Consider the following 22,774-nt stretch of genomic DNA (forward strand, 5'->3'; position numbering starts at 1 on the left):
TCGCACACCGTCGACCAGGGAGAACACCATGACCACCGCACTCACCACCCCCACCCGCGACCGCGCGACCGGCGCCGCCGGGATCGTCGCCGCCCTCGCCGCGGGCGGCTCCGGTGCCGTCCTCGCCCAGGGCGAGGGCACCTTCGCCGACCAGCGGATCAAGAGCAGCGCCGAGCTCGTCGAAGCCATGAACCCCGAACTGATGATCCGGATCGGGGGCGGGCTCGGCCTGGTCGCGGTGATCGCGACGACCGCCTTCACGCTCGGCCTGGTGCGCCGGGCGGGGGAGCGCGGCGGCTGGGCCGAGGCGCTGCGGTGGTCCTCGATCGCCCTGCTCGCGACGACGTCGATCGGCGTCCTCATGCGCTACGTCGCCGCGGGCGGGGCCCCGGGCGCCATGGACCAGAGCCTCTACTCCACCGAGGCCAGCGCCACCGCCGCGGTGCTCGCCGACCAGATGTCCACCGGCGCCTACCTCCCCGCGCTCGGGGTGATGTCGTGTGCCGGGATGCTCGCCCTGCGCGGCTCGCTGCTGCCCGCGCCGGTGGGAATCGTGGCGCTCGTGCTCGGCACGCTCTCGCTCGCCGCCACCCTCGGGCTCGGCCTGCCCTACAGCAGCTCCCTGGTGTTCCCGGTGTTCGCGCTGGTCGCGGGTATCACGCTGCTCGTGCGCCCGACCGGGCGCCGACCTTCTGCTACTGGGCGCTGAAGCGCAGCGGGACCCGCGGGCCGCGCATGCCCGCGGCCCGCAGCTCGATCGATGCCAGCTCGGCGACGGCGTCCGGGTCGCCCTCGCGCCACGCCGTGGCCGGGTCCACCCCGTCTCCCGGGATCCGCCGCAGGACGAGCGCCCGCAACGCCAGCTGGTCGAGACCCCGCGCGCGGGCCGCCGCGGTGGCGGTCGCTATGCGTGCGTAGCGGATCCGCAGCGGCAGCCAGATCGACAGCACCGGCAACACCCCGATCAGCCCGACGAGGATCGCCGCCCCCGTCGCGACGTTCGCGACCGTGTCGATCAGCTGCTGCCCGGCCGCGGTCAGGGAGCGGCCCGCGTCGGTGCCCGGGGCGAAGGCGCCCGCGAGCTGCTCCCCGACGAGCGGCACGTTCCCGACCCCCCGCGCCGCCCCGTCGAAGGCCCCGGACACCGAGTCCCCGGCCTGCACCAACGTCCGTCCCGGCGACTGCAGCGTGAGCAGCAGGTCGTGCGCCGTCGCGGCCAACCAGATCCACGCCGCCGTCCAGCCCACGGCCAGCAGGTCCGCGACCACCTGCACCCCGAACCGCCCCGGCCGCTCCGCATACACCCGCATGCGCGGTTCCTACCAGCTCCCGCCCCGCACCGATGTCCGACTCGCGTGGCGAGTCCGACGTCTCCCTACAGGAGGCCGAGCTTGGTGGCGGCGTAGACGGCTTCGGCGCGGCGGCTGACCATGAGCTTGCGCATCAGGTTGCCCACGTGGAACTTCACCGTGGTCTCCGAGATGAACAGCTCGGCGCCGATCGCGCGGTTGGACAGGCCGCGGGCCAGCAGGCGGAGCACGTCGAGCTCGCGCTCGGTGAGCCGCTCGCGGTCGGGGACCCCGCCGGACAGCGACCGGACCATGGCGCTGGCGCTGCGGGCGTCGAACGCGGACTCGCCGCGGGAGACCGCGCGGATGGCGCGGACCAGCTCGGTCGTGTCGACGTCCTTGACGACGTAGCCGCGCGCCCCCGCCTGCACGGCCTCCACGACGAGCCGGTCCTCGGCGAACGTGGTCAGCACGAGCACCCCGATGCCGGGGTGGGCGGCGCAGAGCGAGCGGCAGACGTCGAGCCCGTCGGTCTGCGGGCCGGAGGTGAGCTTGAGGTCCAGCAGCACGACGTGCGGGCGGGTCGCGGCCACGGCGGCGACGGCGTCCTTGGGGGTGCCCGCCTCGCCGACGACGCGCAGGTCCTCCTCGCGCTCCAGCACCGCGCGCAGGCCTTGACGCATGATCGAGTGGTCGTCCACCAGCACGATCCGCACCGGCACCGGGCGGGCCCGTTGCGGCCCGGGCCCCTGGGGCACCGCCGTGCGCGCCCCGTTCGGGGGCGCCGGTCGCACTCCGCCCGTGGGCGCCGACCGCAGTCCGCCTCCGGGCGCTGATCGCACCGTGTTCATCGTGCGTGCTCCTTTCCGGCCACAGGCACGTCGACCTGCACCTGCAACCCGCCCATCCGGGCTCTGCGGAACGTGACCGCCCCGCCCATCTCCGCCGCCCTGGTCTGCATGTTGACCAGGCCGCGGTGTTCGCCCGAGGGCCGCAGCGCGGACTCCTTGAGGCTGCGCCGCACCTCCTCGGGCCTGCCCCGGCCGTCGTCGGAGACGGTCAGCCGGACCGCGCCCGCCCGGTAGGCCAGGCGGATCGAGGCCCGGGAGGCCTCCGCGTGCATCGCCGTGTTGAACAGCGCCTCGCCCGCGATCCGGAACAGCGACTGCTCCTGGTCGGCGGGCAGCGGCACCGGCTCGCCGCCGATCCGGACGTCGATGCGCAGCTCGTCCGGCATGTGGACGGTGGTGAGCTGGCGCAGCATCGCCGGCAGGTCCTGGTCGGCGCTCTCGTGGTGGTTCAGCGCGTAGATCGCCGAGCGCAGCTGCTCGACGGCCCGCTTCGTCAGGTCCTTGGCGGTGTCGAGGTGCTCGAGCAGCCGCGGCTCCGTGATCTCGCCGCGCACCATCTCGATGTGCATCCCCGCGGACAACGCGTACTGGGTCACCGAGTCGTGCAGCTCGCGGGCGATGCGGTGCCGTTCGCTGTCCAGCACCTCGCGCTGGCGCGCGGCGCCCAGCTGTTCCTGTGTGGACTGGAGCTCGGCGTTGCGGGACTTGAGGTCCGCGGCCTGCCGGGCGGTGCGGGCGTAGAGCTTCTCGGACCGGTCGAGCAGGGCGCAGTTCTGCAGGGCGGACGCCGTCTGCGAGGCGAGGATGCGCATCACGGACAGGTCGGTGTCGTCGATCTCCCGCTCGCGCGGGGTCCACGCGACGAAACCGCCGACGATCCGGCTGTCCAGCCGCACCGGGACGTGCAGGTGGCGGCGGGCGGTGTCCCGGTCGTGCTCGGGATGGTCGTGTCCGCCCCGGACGGCGGCGACGTGCGTGGCGACGTTCTCCGGGATGAGGCCCAGGTCGGTCCACTCCTCGCCGTCCGGGCCGAGCACGAGGTAGCGGGGCTGCGCGTCCGCCAACCGGCCGTCGACCAGGGCGAACGCCACCCAGTCCGCGGAGAGGTGATCGGCGGCGGCCTCGACGACGGCGCGCACGAGCGCCTCCGAGCCCTCCATCGTGCGGATGAGTGCCCCGGAGATCCCCTCGAGCGCGAGGATGACCCGACGCAGCCGGACGGCCGACACCCGGTACTCCGGGTAGAACGACGGTTTGCCCGAGCGCAGGCCGGTCAGCGCGTCGAGGTCCGGCCCCGGCCAGGAGCGGCCGGACGGCGGCTCGGTCCGTTTCGGGGGCCAGGCGGCGGACGTCACGGCGTCCGCCTCACAGGGCCGCTCGGAACAGCGTCGCCACCTGGTCGACGTCCGCGGGCCGCGGGTTCGTCGTGAGGCAGGCGTCGCCGAGGGTCAGCACGGCCAGCCGCGGGATGTCCGCCTCGGTCACGCCGAGCGCGCCGAGCCCGGCGGGCACCCCGACCTCGTCGCCGAGCTTGCGGATCGCGGCGGCGACCATGTCCACCGCCTCGTCCCCCGGCACGCCGGGCCCGGCGAGCCCCATCGCCTGCGCGATCGGCACGAATCGCTCGGGGGTGGTGACGCCGTTGAACCGCACGACGTGCGGCAGCAGGACCCCGTTGACCACCCCGTGCGGCAGGTCGAGCATGCCGCCGACCTGGTGGGACATGGCGTGCGTCGCGCCGAGGATCGCGTTCGTGAAGGCGAGCCCGGCCTCCAGCGCGGCCTGGGCCATGGCCTGGCGGGCCCGCCGGTCGTCCGGCCGGAGCATGGTGTGCGCGAGGTGTTCGTTGACCAGCGAGACGGCCTGCAGGGCGTGGTGGTCGGTCAGCGGGCCGTGGGCGAGGGAGACGAAGGCCTCGATGCCGTGGGTCAGCGCGTCGAGCCCGGTCGCGGCGTTGAGCCACTCGGGCATGGTGACCAGTAGGCGTGGGTCGATGACCGAGACGTCCGGGACCAGCGCCCGGCCCATGATCGTGATCTTGGTGTGTCGCTCGGTGTCGGTGACGATGCAGAACTGCGAGACGTCCGCGCCGGTCCCGGACGTGGACGGCATCATGATCAACGGCGGGATGGGGTGAGCGATCCGGTCGATGCCCTCGTAGTCGAGGATCCGGCCGCCGTTGCTGGCGAGCAGGGCCACGCCCTTGGCCGCGTCGATGACCGACCCGCCGCCCAGCCCCATCACCACGTCGCAGCCCGAGGCCACGTACTCGTGGTAGCCGGCCTCGATCTCGTGGTCCTTCGGGTTCGGGGTGACGTCCGTCCACAACCTCGGGGCCAGCCCCGCCTCGCGCAGGTGGCCGAGCAGCTCGACCGGCCAACCGGCCTCGAAGACCCCCGGGTCGGTCACGACGAACGGCCGCCGCGCGCCGAGTCGCAACGCCGCGTGCGCGGCCTCCTTGAGCGAGTCCGGGCCGAACACGATCTCGGGCGCGTGGAACTTCGAGACGCGCGGGTTGGTCGAGGGCGGTGGGGCGCCGCACCCGCCGCCGGTGTGCACGGTGAGATCGGGCTCGCGCTCGATCTCGTCGACGAGAACCGTGTCCCCGGCCCGTCGACACGCCTCGCTGGGGGCCACGCCGCCCTCCCGCACCTCAGCCGACCTCGTGTGAGCCACGTTACGCCGGATAGCGGGAGCGAGCGCGCCTCGGTGGGCCATCACCGGCACCCTCGGGCGGCGTGGGGCATGGGAGACCTCCTCGTCGATCCGTCGACGGTAGTCGCGCGGACGGCGCGGCGGACCGCCGAGACGGACGGGCCGCCCTAGTCGAACGGTGAGGTCGTGCGTGGTAAGTGGTGCTCTGGCACCACTTACCACGCACGGGCGGCGCAGCCGCTAAACGTGGATCGGCCCGTCCCGCTCGGCGAGGCGGGTGCCCGCGCCGCCCCAGTGCTGGGCGATCATCTCGGCGGCGATGGACACCGCCGTCTCCTCCGGGGTGCGGGCCCCCAGGTCCAGGCCGATGGGGCTGGACATGCGCGCGATCTCCGCGTCCGTGATGCCGATCTCGCGCAGCCGCTCCAGCCGGTCCTCGTGGGTGCGCCTGCTCCCCATGGCGCCGATGTAGGCCACCTCGGGCAGGCGCAGCGCGACCTCGAGCAGCGGGACGTCGAACTTCGGGTCGTGGGTGAGCACGGTCAGTACCGTGCGCCCGTCGATCCGGCCCTCCTCGGCCTCCTTGGCCAGGTAGCGGTGCGGCCACTCGACCACGACCTCGTTCGCACCCGGGAAGCGGCTGGCCGTGGCGAACACCGGGCGGGCGTCGCAGACGGTGACCCGGTAGCCCAGGAAGTTCCCCATCTTCGCGACGGCGGCGGCGAAGTCGATCGCGCCGAACACGATCATGCGGGGCGGCGGGGCGAAGGACTCGACGAACACCATCAGGCCCTCGCCGCGGCGCTGGCCGTCGACGCCGTAGGTGATGGTCGCGTTGCGGCCCGAGGCCAGCAGGCCCCGCGCGTCGTCGGTGGCGGCGCCGTCGAGCCGATCGGACCCGGTCGTGCCCTCGACGCGGTCCTCCCACACGATCAGCCGCTTGCCCAGCTTCTCGGTGGGCCCCGACACCACGGTGACGACCGCGACCGGCGTCTCGTCGCGGATGGCCTCGGCGACCCGGCCGAACTCGGGGTAGGCCTCGGGGGAGACCTCCTCGACGTAGACGTCCAGGATCCCGCCGCAGGTCAGGCCCACGGCGAACGCGTCGTCGTCCGACACGCCGTAGCGCTGCAGCACCGGCCGCCGGTCGCCGAGCACCTCCTGGCCCAGCTCGTAGACCGCACCCTCGACGCAGCCGCCGGACACGCTGCCGACCGCCTCCCCGCCGGGGCCGACGAGCATCGAGGCCCCCGGCTGCCGCGGTGCCGAGCGGAAGGTCGCCACCACTGTGGCGAGCGCGGCCCGCTCCCCGTTCTTCCACCAGCCCTCGAGCTGGTCGACGACGTCACGCATGTGTCTCCCTCACGATGCCCGCACCACGTCGAGCAGGCGTTCCAGCGTCTCCAGGCTGTGCCCGGCGAGCAGTTCGTCCAAGTAAGGCAGGACGGCGACTATTCCGCCCTGGACGGGCGCGTAGCCCTCCTTGCCCACGTGCGGGTTGACCCACACGACCCGGTGGGCGAGTCGGGCGAGCCGCCCGACCTGGGTGCCGAGCAGGTCCGTCTCCCCACGTTCCCACCCGTCGGAGAAGATCACCACGATCGCCCGCCGCGCGGCGCCGCGCCGACCCCAGCGGTCGACGAACGCCCCGATCACCTCGCCGAGCCGGGTGCCGCCCGACCAGTCGGGGATCGCCTCGGCCGCGGCCTGCAGGGCCCGCTCGGGGTCGCGCTGGCGCAGCTCCCGGGTCACCCGGGTCAGCCGGGTGCCGAGGGTGAAGGCCTCCGTGCTGCTCGGCGACCGCCGCACGACGACGTGGGCGAAGCGCAGCAGCGCGTCCGCGTAGGGCTCCATGGAGCCGGAGACGTCCAGGAGCAGCACGACCTTGCGCGGGCGCCGGGTCGGCGCGCGGCGGCGGAGCTCGCCGAGCTCGCCGTGGTTGCGCAGCGCCGCGCGCAGCGTCCGCCCCGGGTCCGGGCGACCGTGCCGGGCGGACGCGAGACGCCGCGACGGCCGGGTCGGGGGATCGGGCCGCAGCAGCTGCAGCAGCCGGCGCAGGTGCTCGCGCTCGAGCGGGCTGAGCTCACCGAGGTCCCGTGTGCGCAGCACCTCGGAGCCGGTGGCGGTGGCCTTGAGGATCTCCTGCTCGCGCTCCTCCTCGTCGTCCCCCTCACGGCTGTCCCGGGTGGGGAGCAGCGAGGTGAGCGTCGGCGGCGGGGCGGCCGGGGCGTCCGGGCGGGGCGGGGACGGGCCCTGGCGCGGGTCGAACCAGGCGGCGAACGCGGCGTCGTACCGACTGATGTCGTCCGGATCGCTGCACAGGGTGAGCCGACCGGCCCAGTACGTCTGCATCCGGTCGGTGACGTCCAGTGCGTCCAGCGCCTCGGTGAAGGCGGCGACCCGGTCCGTGGTCATCGGGACCCCGGCGGCCCGCAGCGCGGCGGTGAACCCGACGAGCCCCGGGAACGGATCGGGGTCTCGGACCAGGGTCTCCGCGGGCGGCGGCAGACCCGGTGGCAGGGGAGACGGCATCGTCAGGACGCCAGCAGGGACTCGAGGCGGTCCTTCACCCGGTCGGCGTCCTCGCGGTACTTCAGGACCGCGCCGAGCGTGCGGGCCGCGCTGTCCACGTCCAGGCTGCGCGCGCCGACCAGCTGCAGCGCCCGCGCCCAGTCCAGGGACTCCGCGACGCCGGGGGGCTTGATCAGGTCGGTCTGCCGCAGCCGGTGCGCGGCCTGGGCGACCTGCTGGGCCAACCGCTCGGGCACTCCGGGCAGCCTGCTGCGCAGGATCTCGATCTCGCGCGCGACGTCCGGGTGGTCCAGCCAGAGGTAGAGGCAGCGGCGCTTCAGCGCGTCGTGCACCTCGCGGGTGCGGTTGCTGGTCAGCACGACGACCGGCGGCACCGCGGCCCGGACCTCGCCGAGCTCGGGGATGGTCACCGCGTGCTCGGAGAGCACCTCGAGGAGGAAGGCCTCGAACTCGTCGTCCGCCCGGTCGATCTCGTCGACGAGCAGGACGGAGGGGGACGTGCGCAGGGCCCGCAGGATGGGACGGGCCAGAAGGAAGCGGTCGTCGTAGAGCGAGGCCTCCACCGCGGTGGCGTCGAAGGAGCCCGCGGCCTCCATCGTGCGCAGGTGCAGCAGCTGGCGGGGGAAGTCCCAGTCGTAGAGGGCCTGGGAGGAGTCGATGCCGTCGTGGCACTGCAGCCGGATGAGCTCGGCCCCGAGCACCTGGGCGAGGGCCTGGGCGAGGGCGGTCTTGCCGGTGCCGGGCTCGCCCTCGCAGAAGAGCGGACGGTGCATCGCCAAGGCGAGGTAGGCGGCGGTCGCCAGACCGTCGTCCGCGAGGTACCCCGTCTCGCGCAGGGCGGCGGCGAGAGCGTCGGGGGACTCGGGGTAGGCGGGAGTGCTCACCTCCCCAGAATGGACTACGCCTGCCGGCCTAGCCACCTCCGGTGACGAGGCCCATCACGCAGCGTCCATTCGATCGTCACGCAGCGTTGCGGATCGGTTGTGAGCGGACCGACAATATTTCCGGTTCGGTGCTATTCATCGGACCGTGATAGTTCCGTGATCGTGGTTCGCTGACCAGGGGATATCCAGTTATCGACGAGCCGTCGATATCGTTACCGTGACAGACGTCACGGCAACCAGGTTTGACCCGGGCGACTGTTCGAAACGTAGCGTCCTCGATCGGCCGTTCCACCGGGGCGGCCGAAATGCATCCGGAACCGTCGCGAAGGCGCCCCCGTCACGCGGTTTCCGGTCCGTCGAGAGAAAAGGAAGGTGGCGGGGCGAGGAAGTATTTCCGGATTGAAAAGGTCCCCATCTGTGAATGACACGGATGTGGTCCCCCGCGGGTTCTCCCCAGGCCCCCGATCCGGATTCCTCGAGCAGCGGAGTCCCCACTCCGCGGTCGCGATACGGAGTTCCACCATGTCCAAGACCGGTCGAAGTCTCGCTCGCCTCGCCGTCGCCGGTGCCGTCGTGGCCGGCGTCCCCCTGGCCCTCTCGGGCACCGCGAACGCCGCCCCCGTCTCCGCGTGGGACGCGCTCGCACAGTGCGAGAGCGGTGGCAACTGGGCGATCAACACCGGCAACGGCTACTACGGTGGCCTGCAGTTCAACGCCACGACCTGGCGGGCCTTCGGCGGCAGCGGCATGCCGCACCAGGCGAGCAAGTCCCAGCAGATCGCCGTCGCCGAGCGGGTGCTGGCCAAGCAGGGCTGGAACGCCTGGCCCTCCTGCTCCCGCAAGGCCGGCGTCCGTGGCCAGGCCGCGGACACCAGCGGCGCCACGAGCACCGTCCGCGCCTCGGCGCCCGCTCCGGTCGCCGCGGCCCCCGCGGCAGGCGGCAACTACGTCGTCAAGGCGGGCGACACGCTGGGCAGGATCGCGGCCGCCCACGGCACCACGGTCGCCAAGATCGCCGCCGACAACGGGATCGGGAACGTCAACGTGATCGCGGTCGGTCAGGCGCTGAAGGTCTGACCCCGTTCGGGCACGAGCGCCACCGGATGGCGCTCGTGCCGCTCGAACGGTCTCAGGTCGAGTTGACCCACTCGTCGGTGCCGTCGCTGAAGGCCTGGTGCTTCCACACCGGCAGCAGTCGTTTGACCTCTTCGACCAGCTCGGAGCAGGTGGCGAACGCCTCCTGTCGGTGATCGGCCGCCACCGCGCAGGCCAGGGCGACATCCCCGATCGCGAGCGGGCCGACCCGGTGGCTCACGGCGATCGCGCGCACGCCCTGTGCCCGGCGTGCGACCTCCGCCGCCACCTCGGCCACCACGGCGCCCGCGGTCGGGTGGGCGCTGTACTCCAGTCCCTGCACCGACCGCCCGCCGTCGTGGTCGCGGACCACGCCGGCGAACGTGACGACCGCGCCGGCCGCCGGGTCGTCGACCAGCCGGGCGTGCTCGTCGACGTCGAGCGGCTCGTCGGTCACGACGGCCCGCAGCACCTTCATGTGTGGTCACCTCCATGGAGCTGGTCCACGGCGTGGTCCAGGATCGGGTCGAGCACGGCCAGGCCGTCCTTCACTCCGCCCGTCGAGCCGGGCAGGTTGACCACGAGGGTGCGGCCGCACACGCCGCTCACCCCGCGGGAGAGCACCGCGGTCGGCACCGTCGGGGCCCCGTGGGCGCGGATCGCGTCCGCCAGGCCCGGGATCTCGTAGTCCAGCAGGGCGCGGGTGACCTCGGGTGTGGCGTCGGTCGGGGAGATCCCGGTGCCGCCGGTCGTGATCACGACCGCCGCCCCGGCCTCCACGGCCGCCCGGATCGCGGCACCGACGGGCTCGCCGTCCGGCACCACTGTGGAGTCCGGGGTCTCATAGCCCTTGGCGCGCAACCACTCCACGATGATCGGCCCGCCGCGGTCGGGATAGACGCCCTGGGCGGCGCGGTTCGACGCGGTCACGACGTGGGCGCTAGTCACCCTGTCCGTCCTCGTGCCTGAGCCACAGCCCCGTCTTGCCGCCCTCCTTGCGCTCGACGCGCACCGCGTCGAGCGTCGAGGCCGGGTCCACGGCCTTGACCATGTCGTGCAGGGTCAGTCCGGCCACCGCGACGGCGGTGAGCGCCTCCATCTCCACGCCCGTGCGGTCGGTGGTGCGCGCCGTGGCCGTGATCCGCACCTCCGCCTCGCCCGGCTCGAGGTCCAGGGTGACGCCGGAGAGCGCGATGGGGTGGCAGAGCGGCACGAGATCGGGGGTGCGCTTGGCGCCCATGATCCCGGCGATGCGGGCGGTGGCGAGCGCGTCGCCCTTCGGCAGGCCGTCCCGCCGCAGCAGGTCCAGCACCTCCGCGGTGGTCCGGAAGACCCCCGTGGCCACCGCGGTGCGCGCGGTCGCGACCTTCTCCGAGACGTCGACCATGCGCGCCGCCCCGGACGCGTCGACATGGGTCAGTTCCACGTCCGAGACCCTACGTGGACCGCTCGCGGGAGCGTGGCGCGGGCCACTCTCGTGTGTGATCTGAATCACGTCGATACAACCGTTTCCTTTCCGATTCGGACCGTATCCGTTCCGTGATACGAGGCCATGACCAGCGACAACGGCCGCTACCACAGATCACGGTTCGATTGAAGTCGATCATGGGACACGGCGGAGCCCCTGCTTTGCCTGCACGCCGGCGGGTCGTACCGTCCCCGTCGGCTCGTCGGACTCCCCCATTGCCGACGGACCCCGGAACCGCGGCGCACTCCCTGTCCGGCGGAACCGGTCCCCGAAGCACGAGCGGGACAGGGAACGGACGAGGCGGCCACCCACCGCCGACGTGATGAGAGTCCGGCTGCGCCGCGGGAGAGAACGCGCCATGGCTCGTTATCGCGGAAGGCACCGCAGGCCGTCCACGGCCGGTCGCACGATCGCGCGCACCGCTGTCGCCGGTGCCGTCGCCGGTATCCCGCTGGTGGCCGTCGCGCCCGCGGCGAACGCCGCGCCCGACTCCGCCTGGGACCGGCTCGCCCAGTGCGAGAGCAGCGGGAACTGGGCGATCAACACCGGGAACGGCTTCTCCGGTGGTCTACAGTTCACGCCGTCGACCTGGCGGGCCTTCGGCGGCGCGGCGTTCGCGCCCGTCGCCCACCAGGCCACCCGCGAGGAGCAGATCGTCGTCGCGGAGAAGGTCCTGGCGGGCCAGGGCTGGGGCGCCTGGCCCTCCTGCTCCAAGAAGATGGGCCTGACCGGTCAGCCGGTGACCCTGCGCGACGCGCCCGCTCCCGCGCCCGCCGCCGAGCCGGTGCGCTCCCCGGCGCGCCAGTACCTCAGCGCACCCGCGGCCGGCACCTACACGGTCCAGCCGGGCGACACCCTGGGCAGGATCGCCAAGGCGCACGGACTGGCGACCTGGAAGGACCTGCTGGCGAAGAACCCGTCGCTCGCGGGCAACCCGAACATCATCAAGCCCGGGCAGCTGCTCGCTGTCTGAGCGTGATCGCGAGGGCGGCGTGTCGGGAGATCCGGCGCGCCGTCCGCCCCCCGTCCGGACCTCACCTCGTGTCGAGGTTCACCTCGGCCAGGGCCTCGGGGGTGTCGACGTCCTCCGGTGACGCCACGTCGCCGCACTCCACCAGCGTGACGGGGTGCGCCTTCAGATAGGCGCGGGCGCCCTGGTCGCCGTGGGCCTGCGCGGCGACCGCAGCCCAATGCGTGCGGCCCAGCAGGACGGGGTGCGCGGGCACACCCGCGTACGCGGCCCGCGCGAGCGCGCTCGGAGAGCCCAGCGCAGCCAGCCGGGCGACGGCCTCGGGGGTGACGCCCGGCAGGTCCACGAGATGGACCACGACCGCGTCCTGCGCCCCGTCGGCGACCGCGGCGAGGCCCGCGCGCAGGGACGCGCCCATGCCCTCGGCCCAGTCCTCGGCGACGACGACCCGCGCCCGGTCACCCACGAGCGCGGCGGCGCGCTGCGCCTCCGCCCCGACGACGACCGTCAGGGGCCCGCAGCCCCCCGCCTCGAGCACGCGCAGCGCCCGACGGACCAGGGGTTCGCCGCCGAGCTCGACGAGGGCCTTCGGCCCGCCCATCCGGCGCCCGGCGCCGGCCGCGAGCAGGAGACCCCCCGCCGTCACTACTTGTTGATCTCGGTGACCGGGTGCTCGTAGGGCACCTTGTCCAGCGGGAACTCGATGTCCCCGAACGGTGACATGTTGCCCTGCACGGCGCCCAGGAGCTCGGTGAGCGGGTGCTCGCCCTCGGGCAGGTCCGGCCAGTTCGGGTCGATCCGGCCGGCCTTGAGCGGCTTCGCCACGGGGTCCTCCACAGTGTGCTGTCGTACTGCCGCCCCCAGTATCCCTGATGGAGCAGACGCGTGGGACGGGGTCGGCGGCGTGATCCTTCCCAGCGTGACGCGGGCGCACTCGCCGCTGTGCTCCGGTGACACTCAGATCGATCACGCGCGGTGGGTGTGACGGGAGCGCACTCGCCACTGCGCTCCCGTGACGCTCGCAGGGATCACGCGCGGTGGGTGTCACAGGAGCGCTCTCTGCGCTGCGCTCCCGTGACGCTCGCGGTGGGTGTGGCGGGAGCGCTGCCGGTGGTGCGCTCCTGTGACGCTCGCAGTCGGGGCGGCGGTGGTGGGATCGCGCTCCTGTGACGCTCGTGTGGGTGTCACCGGGTGCCGCTGTGTGATCCATCTGAGCGTGACGGGAGCGCACTCGCCGCTGCGTTTCAGTGACGCTCGGATGGATCACGCGCGGTGGGTGTGGCGGGAACGCTGCCGGTGGTGCGCTCCTGTGACGCTCGTGTGGGTGTCACCGGGTGCCGCTGTGTGATCCATCTGAGCGTGACGGGAGCGCACTCGCCGCTGCGCTCCGGTGACGCTGAGAAGGATCACGAGCGGTGGGCGTGACAGGAGCGCTCCCGTCGCTGCGCTCGTGTGACGCTCGCGCAGGACGCCGCGGGAGCGCGCTCGCGTGACCGACCGTCGGGGTGGGTGTGAGCGGATCGCTGAGGCCGACATCACCGGAGCGGGAAACACGGCCTACCGTGGAGGGGATGTCCCTCCCGTTGGTCGACTGGCTGCGTGCCCAGGACGACGAGATGCTCGCCGGGCTGCTGCGGCTGCGGCCGGACCTCGCCGTGCCGCCGCCCGCCGACCTCTCGGTGCTCGCCACCCGCGCGGGCGTCCGGGCGTCGGTGCACCGGGTCTGCGACGAGCTGGACACGGTCACCCTGGCCGTCCTCGAGGCGCTCGTGGTCGCCGACGCCGACCACACCCCCGTCGGGCGTGACGAGGTCGCCGCCCTGCTGGGCCCCGACGTGCCCGCAGCCGCCCTGGACGCCTCGCTGGCGCTCCTGCGCGAGCGCGCGCTGGTCTGGGACGCGGAGGACGAACTGCGGCTCGTACCCGCCGCCCGGGACGTCGTGCCCGCCTTCCCCGGCAACCTCGGCCGCCGTGCGGGCGGGCCCGCGGCGTCGAGCGAGCTGCCCGCACTGCTCGCGGCCCTGCCGGAGGAGGAGACCCGGGTGCTCGCCGCGCTGGTCGCGGGACCGCCGATCGGGCGCAGCCGCTCGGCCACCGATCCGGAGAGCCCGGTCGGGCGGCTGCTCGCCAAGGGGCTGCTGATCCGGGTGGACTCGGAGACCGTCGAGCTGCCGCAGCAGGTCGGGATCGCGATGCGCGGCGACCGCCCGCTGGGCGAGATCGCCGCGACGGCGCCCACCCCGGACACGAAGACCTGGCCCGCCGCGCAGGTCGACGGCACCGCGGGTGGCGCGGCCCTGGAGTTCCTCCGCCGCATGGAGCGGCTCATCGAGCTGTGGGGCAGCGCCCCGCCGCCCGTGCTGCGTTCCGGCGGGCTGGGTGTCCGCGATCTCAAACGGGCCGCGCGCGAGCTCGAGACCGACGAGGCGGGTGCCGCCCTGATCGTCGAGCTGGCCCTCGCGGCGGACCTGGTGGGGGAGGGCGACGGTCCCCACCCCGACTGGATGCCGACGACCACCGCGGACGTCTGGGCCGCGGGCGGGCCCGAGCAGCGCTGGACGACCCTCGCGCGGGCCTGGCTGGAGCTGCCGCGGCTGCCCGGGCTCGTGGGGCGCCGGGACGACCAGGACCGCCCGATCAACGCGCTGTCGGAGGTGCTGCGCCGTCCGCTCGCCCCCCGGGACCGCCGCCGGGTCCTGGAAGCCCTCGCCGGCTTCCCGCCCGGCACCGCGGTGCGCCGCCCCGAGGACCTGGCCGAGCTGCTGGCCTGGCTCGCGCCGCGGCGCGGCGGGCGGTTGCGGGACGAGATCGTGCAGTGGACCCTCGCCGAGGGCACCGTGCTCGGGGTCGTGGCGCTCGACGCCGTGTCCGCGCCCGGCCGGGCCCTGCTGGAGACCCCGGACACCACCCCGGTCGTCGCGGCGCTGCGGGCGGTGCTCCCCGAGCCGGTCGAGACGGTGCTGGTGCAGGCCGACCTCACCGCCGTGGCGCCCGGCCCGTTGGTGCCGTGGCTGGCTCGCGAGCTGCGGCTGATGGCGGACGTCGAGTCCGCGGGCGGGGCGACGGTCTACCGGTTCACCGAGGCCAGCGTGCGCCGGGCGCTGGACGCGGGCCGCTCCGCCACCGACCTCGCCGACCTGCTGGCCGAACGTTCGTCCACGCCCATCCCGCAGGCGCTGACCTACCTGATCGACGACGTCGGGCGCAGGCACGGCAGGCTGCGCGGCGGCGTCGCGTCCTCGTTCCTGCGGTCGGACGACGAGGTCCTGCTCTCCGAGGTCCTGGCGAACCCGGAGGTGGCGGGCCTGGAGCTGCGCCGGATCGCACCGACCGTGGCGGTGAGCGTCGCACCGCTCGCCGAGGTGCTCGACGGGCTGCGTTCCGCAGGCTTCTCACCCGCCGCGGAGGACGCCACGGGCGGGGTGCTCGATCTCGGGCCGCGCGGGGCCCGCACCGACCCGCGGGGTCCGCGGGCCCGGCTGTCGGTGCCGGACCCGTCCGGTGAACGGCTCGACGCCGTCGTCGCCAAGATGCGGGCCGGGGACGCGCTGGTCGCCGCCCGGCGCGGGGCGGGGGAGCGGCTGGGGTCCACGCACACCCTCGCGACGCTCCAGCAGGCCGTCCGGGCGCGACAGCGGGTCTGGATCGGCTACGTCGACGGGCACGGCGTGCAGGGCGAGCGGGTGTTGACCCCGGTCAGCGTCGGCGGCGGCGTGGTCGAGGGCCGGGACGCGGTCGACGGCGAGCTGCACCGCCTCCCGCTGCACCGCATCACGAAGATCGCGATGGTCACCGACTAGGCAGTGTGGGGCCACCACTGTCGTTTCGGGCCCCCGAACGACAGTGGTGGCTCCACACTGCGACGGTCAGCGGGCTCCGGCCGCCATGCGGGCCTGCATCGCGTGCTGGACCAGGGCGATGAGCGCGTTCTTCGTGCTCTCGCGCTGGCGGGCGTCGCACGTGATGATCGGGACGCTGGGGTCGATCGACATGGCCTCGCGGACGTCCTCGACGCGGTGCTGCTGCAGGCCGTCGAAGGCGTTCAGCCCCACGACGTAGGGCAGGTTGCGGTCCTCGAAGAAGTCGATGGCCGAGAAGCAGTCCGCCAGCCTGCGGGTGTCGACCAGCACGACCGCGCCGATGGCGCCGCGCACGAGGTCGTCCCACATGAACCAGAAGCGGTGCTGGCCGGGCGTCCCGAACAGGTACAGGATCAGGTCCGAGTCCAGCGAGACACGGCCGAAGTCCATGGCCACCGTGGTGGTCTGCTTGTTCGGCGTGGCGCTCAGGTCGTCGTGACCGGCGCTCGCCTCGGTCATCACGGCCTCGGTCGTCAGCGGGTCGATCTCCGACACCGAGCCGACGAACGTGGTCTTGCCGACGCCGAAACCGCCCGCCACCACGATCTTCGCCGAGATGGTGGTGGGGCCCGGCCGGTGGACGGGCGCGGGCTGGGGCGGGCGGGCCATCGCGGGCCCGCCGGGGAAGCTAGAGCCGACGGAGTCCACTCAACACCCTTTCCATCAGTGCGAGATCCGGCTCGGTGCCGGTGCTGCTCGCGGTCTGGTGCACGGTCACCACGCCGAGCCCGGCCATGTCGCCGAGCAGCACCCGGGCGACGCCGAGCGGGATGGCCAGCAGCGCGGCGATCTCGGCGACCGACCGGGGCTGGTCGCAGAGATCGGCGACGGAGCGGTGCTCCATCTGCAGGAGCCCGAGCTGCTCACGGCCCTGCGGGCTCGTCGAGACCAGGGTCTCGATGGCGAGGTCGAAGTTCGCCTTCGTGCGGCCCCGGGTCCACGCGTAGGGCCGGACGGCGGCCGCCCCGGCGGCGGGGGCGACGAGCATCTCGTCCCGGATGGGCTCGATGGGGCCGGTCTCGTACGTGCCGTAGCCCGAGCCCGCGAACGACGCGTCCGCACCCGACGGGGGCGCGCCGGGCGCCGCCGGGAACGGCGGCGGGGTCGGGGGAGCCTGGTCGAATCGACCCTGCTCGTCCTCGTCGCGACGCCTGCCCCACCGCTTGCGTCTGCGGGGCCGCTTCGCGTCGAGGCTGAAGCCGTTCATCACGTCCGCGAACGTCGGCTCCTGGGGACGCTGGGACGCGTCGTCGGGACCGCTGGTCATCGGATCTCACCTGCCTCGCCGGTCGTTCGTCGGACGGATGGACATGCTCTCGCGAGCGGGGTCGGCGCGCGCTCAGGGCCCGAAGGAGCCCTGCAGCTCGGCCCGCAGCTCCGGGGTGAGCAGCTGGCCGACCCGGTCGACCAGCAGCGTCATCTCGTAGCCGATCAGGCCGATGTCGCAGCTCGGGGACGCGAGCACGGCCAGGCACGAGCCGTCGCTGATGGACATGAGCAGGACGATCCCGCGGTCCATCTCCACCACGGTCTGCACGACGCCGCCCGCGTCGAAGCAGCGGGCCGCGCCCTGGGTCAGGCTGACCAGCCCGGACGCCACCGCGGCGAGCTGGTCGGCACGGTCGCGGGGGAGCCGGTCGGACGCCGTGAGCAGCAGCCCGTCGGCGGAGACGACGATCGCGTGGGCGACCCCGGGGACCTTCTCCGCGAAGTTGGTGACCAGCCATCCGAACCGGCTGGGCTGAGTCTGTGGTGCGGTCACGCCGCGGCCTCCTTGCGCTGCTGCCGGATCATCGGTTCTCCTCGTTCTGCTGCTCGTTCGGGCCCGGGGCGGACCTGCTGCGCAGCCTGCTCTCCCGGCCCTGCCGGACCCCCTGCTGGTAGCTCGCGAGCCGACCACGGATGGCCTCGGCGTTGCGGGCCGGTCCCGACGGCGGGGCCAGTACCGCGGATCCTGCCGCGTTGCCCGGGACGAGCCGCGCGCGGGGCCTGCGCTTGGGCAGGCCCGCGTCCGTGGTCTCGGCCTGCTTGTCCGACTCCGCAGCCGTGGCCTGCGCCGTCGCGTCCGCGACCCGCCAGCCCTCGTCCGCGGCGGTGGCGAACACCGGGGGCTGTGCGGGCTCCTCCGGAGCCGCCGAGCCGTCCTCCGCCCAGCGGACCGGGACGTCTCCGTTGGATCGGAACCAGGCCGACGCGATCTCCTCGAAGATCGGCGTGGTCTGGCCCAGGTCGAACCCGGACGGCCTGCTCGGGGCGGGGCCTGCGCCCGTGCTGCCCGGCAGCCCCGCGTCGTCCGCGGGGGGTTGGGGCCGAGCCGGTCGCTGCGGCGGTCCGGCCGGGCCGGGCCGGGCTGCCGCCCCGTTCCCGGCATGTCCGTTCCCGATGTGGCCGTTTCCGTTCGGGGTCGGGCCGTACGGAGTGGGTCCGTTCGGACGGGGGGCCTGCGGCGGGCGACCCGCGGGGCCGCCGAAGGCACCGCCCGCGAACGGGGCGGGGGCGCTGAACGGCGTGGGCCGCCTGCGGCCGTCGTCCGTCGGGCGGGGTCCCTCGCCCAGTCGGACCGGACCGCCCTGGCCGTTCTGGCCGGTGCCGTTCTGGTCAGTGCCGTTCGGACCGGTGCCGTTGGGGACGGTGCCGTTCGGACCGGTGCCGTTGGGGACGGTGCCGTTCGGAGCCGATGCGGGCAGGCCGTTCCGTTCCGTGCCGGTGGGGCCCGTGTCGCCCTGCCCGGGGGCGGTCGACGACCGTCCGGTCGGGGCCGACTCGCCGGTAGGGCTCGTGCCGTACGGGCGGGCTCCCCGGTTCGCGCCGGGGGTGCGCAGCGGCAGGCCCGCGGCGCCGGTCTCGGGTCGGCTCGGGTCGGGCCGAGACGTGTCGGGTCGGCTGGTCTCGGGTCGACCGCTCTCGCCCTGCGCGGGCTCGGGACGGTCGGTGCCGGGGCGCCGGTCGACGGCGTGCTCCGCGCCGGTGCTCTCGGCCCGCGTGTCGTCTGCCGAGTCGCTGCCGGCGGACCCCGTCGTGGTGTCGGTGCCGTCGTCCCCACCACGCGACTCGTCACCGCGCGACCCGGCACCGTTCCGCGCCGGGCCGGGAGCCGTGGAGCTCGGGGTGGACGTGGTCGCGCCGGTGTCGGTCGGGCCGGCGCCGAACGCCTCGGCCGCGGTGTCGGGCGCCGGGTCGGCGGCCCGGCTGGGCCGCCGGGACTCGAAGCCGCCCGGGCGCCGGAGCTGACCGGTCGTCTGGGTGTCCCCGGGGGTGGAGGCGGCGAACAGGCCGTCCGTCCCTCCGGTCGGCGCCTGACGGGGGCGGCGGGGCGTGCGCTGAGGCAGTCCCGCCGGTCCGATCGGCGGGTTCTCCCGCGGTGCGGGAGGACCGCTCAGGCGGCCGGTGGAGGGCTCCTCCGCGCCGCGCCCGGGTAGCAGCCCGCCGGGCGAGCCGAGCGCGGGCCGCCGGTCGGCGGGCCTGCCCGGCGACAGCGGCCTGCGCTGCGGGAAACCGGTACCGGGCTGCTCGGCAGCCGACCGCTCGGTGTCCGACCGCTCGGTGTCCGACCGCTCGGTGTCCGGCCGCTCGGTGTCCGGCCGCTCGGCCGCCGGCTGCTCGGCAGCGGGCCGCTCGGAGCCGAGACGCTCGGAGCCGGGCCGCTCGGAGCCGGGCCGCTCGGAGTCGGTCGAGTCCGTGCGCTCGCCCCGACCGAGCGCGGCACCGCCGAGGGCGGCCGCACCCAGTGCGGCCGCGCCCAGCGCACCCGCGCCGGCGGCCCGGGTCGAGTCGCCCGCCCGGGTCGAGTCGGTGTCCGGCCCGGGCCGGGCGGAGTCGAGGGCCGAGTCCGCGCTCTCGGAGGAGTCGCCGCCGGACGAGTCCCGACCGCCTCCGAGCAGGTCGTGCGCACGGCCCGAGTCGGTGTCGGCCGAGTCGACGGTGGACGGGTCGCCGCCCGCCTCCGCGCCGTCCGTGTCCTTCTCGGACGGCTCCGCGGAACGCGGCCGGCCCAGGCTCGCCTGCGCACCGGTCGACTCCGCCGCCGCGGCAGGGGCGCCCGCCGGAGGCGTGCCGTCCTCGGCCGCGTCCGCGGTCTTCGACACGCCCGTGCCCGCGGCGCCCGTGCCGAACGCCGTGGCCCCGGTCGTGGGGCCGGTGGCCGACCCTGCTCCGGCCGAGGAGCCGGGGCGCCGGGTCGGCAGCCCGCCGGTCTCCCGCGGGGAGGTGCCCTCGTCGAGGGCGGACGCGCCCTCGCCGCTGCGCGCACCGCTCGGGCCGGCCTCGCGCCTCGGCAGCTCCGAGGGGAACCGTGTGGTGTGCTCGCTCTCGCCGGAGTCGAACTCCGCGGCGGCCGCGGTCTCCGGATCGGCGGTGGCGTCCGCGGTGTCGGGCGTCTCCGGGGTGTGGGCGCCCTCGTCCCTACCGCGCCGCAGGGCCGAGGCGCCGGCGAGGCCGGCCGCGCCCGCGGCGAGACCCGCGGCCCGACCGGTCGGGGCCGGACCCTCGGACTCCGCAGGCTCCGCGGTCTCCGCGCCGCGCGGCGTGCCGTTGACCCCGCGCGGGGTGCGCTTGGGCAGCTCGGCGGGGCCGGTGAAGGCCGACGGCACCGCGGTCGGGGTGCCGTTCGTGGGCGGCGCCGGGTCACCGGTCGGGGGCCTGCGCAGGCTCTCCACCGGCCACGGGCCGCGCTCGGGGCCGGCGGGCCGCGAAGCCTGCGCGGCCTCGTCGCCCTCCTCCGGGGGGACGGGAGCGGGCCGCCGCCCGGGGGCCCCGTTGCCGTTGACCGGAGGTGTGGGCGGGCGACCCGCGCCGAAGGCGGGGGCCGGGCTCATCGGGCCGTCGTCCCCCGCCACCAGCGAGGACAGCGAGCGACCGTTGCCGGTCGACGGGCGCTGCTCGGGCAGGCTCGGCGAACCGGACGGCGCGGACGGCGCGGATGGCGCGGACGCGGGCAGTGCCGGGGCGCCGCCGAAGGCCGCGGCCGGGGCCACACGCGCGGTCGCGCCGGCCCGCGCGGGCCGCCGGTCCACCGGCTCGGCCGTGGGGACGAGGTTCGCCGGGACGGCCACCGATGCCGTCAGACCGCCGCCGGTGCCACCGGAGACTCCGCCGCCCAGCCGGACGCCGAGCCCGTGGCGGTTCGCCAGGCGACCGACCACGAACAGACCCATCCGGCGGGAGGCCGACACGTCGACCGCGGCGGGCTGGCTCAGCCGCTGGTTCGCCTCGGACAGCTCGTGGTCGGCCATGCCAACGCCGCGGTCCGCGATCTCGACGAACAGCGAGCCGTCGTTCGCCCGGGTCGTGCTCATGACGACCTGGGAGTCCGGCGGGGAGAAGTTCGTGGCGTTGTCGAGCAGCTCGGCCAGCAGGTGGACGAGGTCGGACGCCGCGCGGCCCGCGACCGTCGCCACGGGCGGCGGCTGCACGACGACGCGCTGGTACTGCTCGATCTCCGACACCGCGGCCCGCAGCACGTCCACCACCGGGACCGGGGCGACGTTCCGCTTCGTGAGGTCGGTACCCGCGAGGACCAGCAGGTTCTCGGAGTTGCGCCGCATACGGGTGGCGAGGTGGTCCAGCTGGAAGAGGTTCGACAGCTGGTCCGGGTCCTGCTCGTTGCTCTCCAGCTGCTCGATCAGCTGCAGCTGGCGCTCGACGAGCGCCTGCGACCGGCGGGAGAGGTTGACGAACATGTTGGACACGTTCGACTGCAGGGCGGCCTGGTCGGCGGCGAGGCGGATGGCCTGGCCGTGCACGGCGTCGAACGCGCGGGCCACCTGGCCGACCTCGTCCCGGCCCGTGAGCGGCACCGGCTCGACCATCGCGTTCAGCGGCTGGCCCGAGCGCATGCTCTCGACGGCGGCGGGGAGCTTGCGCTCCGCCACGTCGAGCGCGGAGCGGCGCAGGATCCGCAGGGAGCGGATCAGGCTGCGGGCGAGCAGGACGATGATCGCGATGCCGAGCAGCACGCCCAGCATCAGGATCACGGAGTTGACGCCCGCCTGGTTGCCCGCGTTCTCCTGCGCGGCGATGCTCGTGGCGTCCAGCTCGCCACCGACCCCCTGGGCGGCGCGGTCCACCACGGCGACCGAGTTCGCGTAGGCCGTGTCCCAGGCCGCGAGGTCGGCGGTGACGGGCCTGCCCGCCGGCGTGGCCATGATCGCGGTCTTCAGCCGCTCGCGCTCGACGTTCGCCGCGTCGGTGGCGAAGTTGCCGTAGTCGCCGAGCTGGTCCGGGGTGAGCGCGACCTGGTAGTCGGCGAAGGCCGAGGTGAACGCCGCGTCGGTGCCCGTGACCACGATCCGGTCCGGTTCTCGCAGCTCACCCGCGACGATGGCCCCCGCGAGCGTGGTGTGCTGCAGGGCCAGGGCCTCCCGCGCCTCGGACGTGGCGGTGAGCGCATCGCCCAGCCCCGCGCCGTCCGCGGTGGCGGCCTGCCGGATCAGGGCGCGTTCGAGCACGCCCGCACGCTCGATGATCGAGGTGTAGCGGCTCCGCACGTCGTCCGTGCTGACGAGCGAGTTGCCCGCCTCCGAGCGCAGCACCGGGAGCTGGGTGAACCCGCCCTCGGCGTTCTGCAGGGCCGTGGTGCTCGACGCGTCCAGCAGGTCGGGGGCCGCGATCGCGCTGCGCACCCGGTCCAGTGACGCGTCGCTCGCCGCGACGGCCTGGTCGAGCGCTCCGCGGTCGCCCTGGCGCCCGCCGGCGACGAAAAGGACCGCGGCGTTCCGCTCGGCCTGCAGCAGCTGCGAGGTCTCGCTCACCCCCGCCCGGATGTCGAGCAGTCGGTTGTCCTCGCCGAGCTGGGCGGCGACCCCGGCCTGGTCGGAGATCCGGAGCACACCCAGCACGAGCGCGAGCACCGTGGGCACGAGGCCGACGGCCACGAGCTTGGCGGCGAGGCTCCAGTTGCGGGGGTTCAGCCGCTCCGACCACGCGGGGTCGCGTTCGGTGCTGGTCACGTCAACGTCTCCCTGATGTGGCTGGCGGCTCCGACCCTGACACGCCCGACCGACGATTCGCGCCCCATGTGCAGCTGTGCGAGCCCAGTCGCCCGCCACCAGCGACCAGTGGCCGAGCGGCTCGCACGCGTGTTCGGCGAGATCGGGGGCGGTGCGGGGGAGCGGACGGGGTGCGCGGGGGTGGGTACTGCGGTGATCGTTCGGGCCTTCCTGGGCGGAGCCGACGGGAGCCTGCCGGGGGTGG

General features: G+C 74.6%; 18 protein-coding genes and 1 pseudogene. 4 read left to right on the forward strand and 15 right to left on the reverse strand.

Features of this window, described 5'->3' with window-relative positions:
• Nucleotides 1-28: 28 nt before the first annotated feature.
• A complete protein-coding gene (locus BLS43_RS02650; RefSeq protein WP_093076213.1) occupies nt 29-709 on the forward strand; it encodes a hypothetical protein in 681 nt (226 codons plus the stop codon).
• Here BLS43_RS02650 and BLS43_RS02655 read toward each other — a convergent pair.
• From BLS43_RS02655 to BLS43_RS02685, 7 genes are all read right to left on the reverse strand, one after another.
• The gene (locus BLS43_RS02655) at nt 696-1,310 is read right to left on the reverse strand and encodes a hypothetical protein (protein ID WP_093076216.1); all 615 of its coding nucleotides are present in this window, start codon (nt 1,308-1,310) and stop codon (nt 696-698) included. The two genes, BLS43_RS02650 and BLS43_RS02655, sit on opposite strands and share 14 nt — an antisense overlap.
• A gap of 65 nt (nt 1,311-1,375) precedes the next feature.
• Nucleotides 1,376-1,972 (reverse strand): MadR family response regulator transcription factor, encoded by a 597-nt coding sequence (locus BLS43_RS02660; protein ID WP_237198149.1) that lies wholly within the window; start codon nt 1,970-1,972, stop codon nt 1,376-1,378.
• A 164-nt stretch (nt 1,973-2,136) separates the two neighbouring features.
• Nucleotides 2,137-3,495 carry a MadS family sensor histidine kinase gene (locus tag BLS43_RS02665; RefSeq protein WP_093076218.1) on the reverse strand — a complete coding sequence of 453 codons (1,359 nt, stop codon included), beginning with the start codon at nt 3,493-3,495 and terminating at the stop codon, nt 2,137-2,139.
• Nucleotides 3,496-3,505: 10 nt separating this feature from the next.
• Complete coding sequence (locus tag BLS43_RS02670; protein WP_218129690.1) at nt 3,506-4,777, reverse strand: iron-containing alcohol dehydrogenase; 1,272 nt, start codon at nt 4,775-4,777, stop codon at nt 3,506-3,508.
• Between the two features lie 258 nt (nt 4,778-5,035).
• Complete coding sequence (locus BLS43_RS02675) at nt 5,036-6,148, reverse strand: XdhC family protein (protein WP_093076221.1); 1,113 nt, start codon at nt 6,146-6,148, stop codon at nt 5,036-5,038.
• 9 nt (nt 6,149-6,157) lie between these two features.
• A complete protein-coding gene (locus BLS43_RS02680) occupies nt 6,158-7,327 on the reverse strand; it encodes a vWA domain-containing protein (RefSeq protein ID WP_093076224.1) in 1,170 nt (389 codons plus the stop codon).
• A 2-nt stretch (nt 7,328-7,329) separates the two neighbouring features.
• The gene (locus tag BLS43_RS02685) at nt 7,330-8,211 is read right to left on the reverse strand and encodes an AAA family ATPase (RefSeq protein ID WP_093076227.1); all 882 of its coding nucleotides are present in this window, start codon (nt 8,209-8,211) and stop codon (nt 7,330-7,332) included.
• 522 nt (nt 8,212-8,733) lie between these two features.
• Here BLS43_RS02685 and BLS43_RS02690 point away from each other — a divergent pair.
• Nucleotides 8,734-9,288 (forward strand): LysM peptidoglycan-binding domain-containing protein, encoded by a 555-nt coding sequence (locus tag BLS43_RS02690; protein ID WP_093076230.1) that lies wholly within the window; start codon nt 8,734-8,736, stop codon nt 9,286-9,288.
• A 52-nt stretch (nt 9,289-9,340) separates the two neighbouring features.
• On the opposite strand, the pseudogene BLS43_RS31595 reads toward BLS43_RS02690, so the two are convergent.
• Nucleotides 9,341-10,233 (reverse strand): annotated as a pseudogene (locus tag BLS43_RS31595) (molybdenum cofactor biosynthesis protein MoaE).
• Complete coding sequence (gene moaC / locus BLS43_RS02705) at nt 10,226-10,711, reverse strand: cyclic pyranopterin monophosphate synthase MoaC (RefSeq protein ID WP_218129691.1); 486 nt, start codon at nt 10,709-10,711, stop codon at nt 10,226-10,228. Before moaC ends, BLS43_RS31595 begins: the two are co-directional and overlap by 8 nt.
• A gap of 400 nt (nt 10,712-11,111) precedes the next feature.
• Here moaC and BLS43_RS02710 point away from each other — a divergent pair, with 400 nt between their 5' ends.
• The gene (locus tag BLS43_RS02710; protein ID WP_093076242.1) at nt 11,112-11,726 is read left to right on the forward strand and encodes a LysM peptidoglycan-binding domain-containing protein; all 615 of its coding nucleotides are present in this window, start codon (nt 11,112-11,114) and stop codon (nt 11,724-11,726) included.
• Nucleotides 11,727-11,787: 61 nt separating this feature from the next.
• Here the strand turns inward: BLS43_RS02710 and BLS43_RS02715 are convergent, their stop codons facing one another.
• The gene (locus tag BLS43_RS02715; protein ID WP_093076245.1) at nt 11,788-12,369 is read right to left on the reverse strand and encodes a nucleotidyltransferase family protein; all 582 of its coding nucleotides are present in this window, start codon (nt 12,367-12,369) and stop codon (nt 11,788-11,790) included.
• Nucleotides 12,369-12,548 carry a hypothetical protein gene (locus BLS43_RS02720; protein ID WP_093077345.1) on the reverse strand — a complete coding sequence of 60 codons (180 nt, stop codon included), beginning with the start codon at nt 12,546-12,548 and terminating at the stop codon, nt 12,369-12,371. Before BLS43_RS02720 ends, BLS43_RS02715 begins: the two co-directional genes overlap by 1 nt.
• 746 nt (nt 12,549-13,294) lie before the next feature.
• Here BLS43_RS02720 and BLS43_RS02725 point away from each other — a divergent pair.
• Nucleotides 13,295-15,523, forward strand: coding sequence for a helicase-associated domain-containing protein (locus tag BLS43_RS02725; RefSeq protein WP_093076248.1), 2,229 nt, complete (start codon nt 13,295-13,297; stop codon nt 15,521-15,523).
• Nucleotides 15,524-15,589: 66 nt separating this feature from the next.
• Here the strand turns inward: BLS43_RS02725 and BLS43_RS02730 are convergent, their stop codons facing one another.
• The 4 genes from BLS43_RS02730 to BLS43_RS02745 all read right to left on the reverse strand — a co-directional run bounded on the left by BLS43_RS02730 (nt 15,590) and on the right by BLS43_RS02745 (nt 22,530).
• Nucleotides 15,590-16,192, reverse strand: a complete 603-nt coding sequence (locus BLS43_RS02730; RefSeq protein WP_093077348.1) for a GTP-binding protein — start codon at nt 16,190-16,192, stop codon at nt 15,590-15,592.
• A 19-nt stretch (nt 16,193-16,211) separates the two neighbouring features.
• Nucleotides 16,212-16,850 (reverse strand): DUF742 domain-containing protein, encoded by a 639-nt coding sequence (locus BLS43_RS02735; RefSeq protein ID WP_093076251.1) that lies wholly within the window; start codon nt 16,848-16,850, stop codon nt 16,212-16,214.
• A gap of 72 nt (nt 16,851-16,922) precedes the next feature.
• Nucleotides 16,923-17,345: a roadblock/LC7 domain-containing protein gene (locus tag BLS43_RS02740; RefSeq protein WP_037048693.1), complete on the reverse strand. Its 423-nt coding sequence runs from the start codon at nt 17,343-17,345 to the stop codon at nt 16,923-16,925.
• 28 nt (nt 17,346-17,373) lie between these two features.
• Nucleotides 17,374-22,530 (reverse strand): nitrate- and nitrite sensing domain-containing protein, encoded by a 5,157-nt coding sequence (locus tag BLS43_RS02745; protein WP_176921141.1) that lies wholly within the window; start codon nt 22,528-22,530, stop codon nt 17,374-17,376.
• Nucleotides 22,531-22,774: the final 244 nt, after the last annotated feature.

The organism is Pseudonocardia oroxyli, assembly GCF_900102195.1.
In the GTDB taxonomy this organism is placed as follows: domain Bacteria; phylum Actinomycetota; class Actinomycetes; order Mycobacteriales; family Pseudonocardiaceae; genus Pseudonocardia; species Pseudonocardia oroxyli.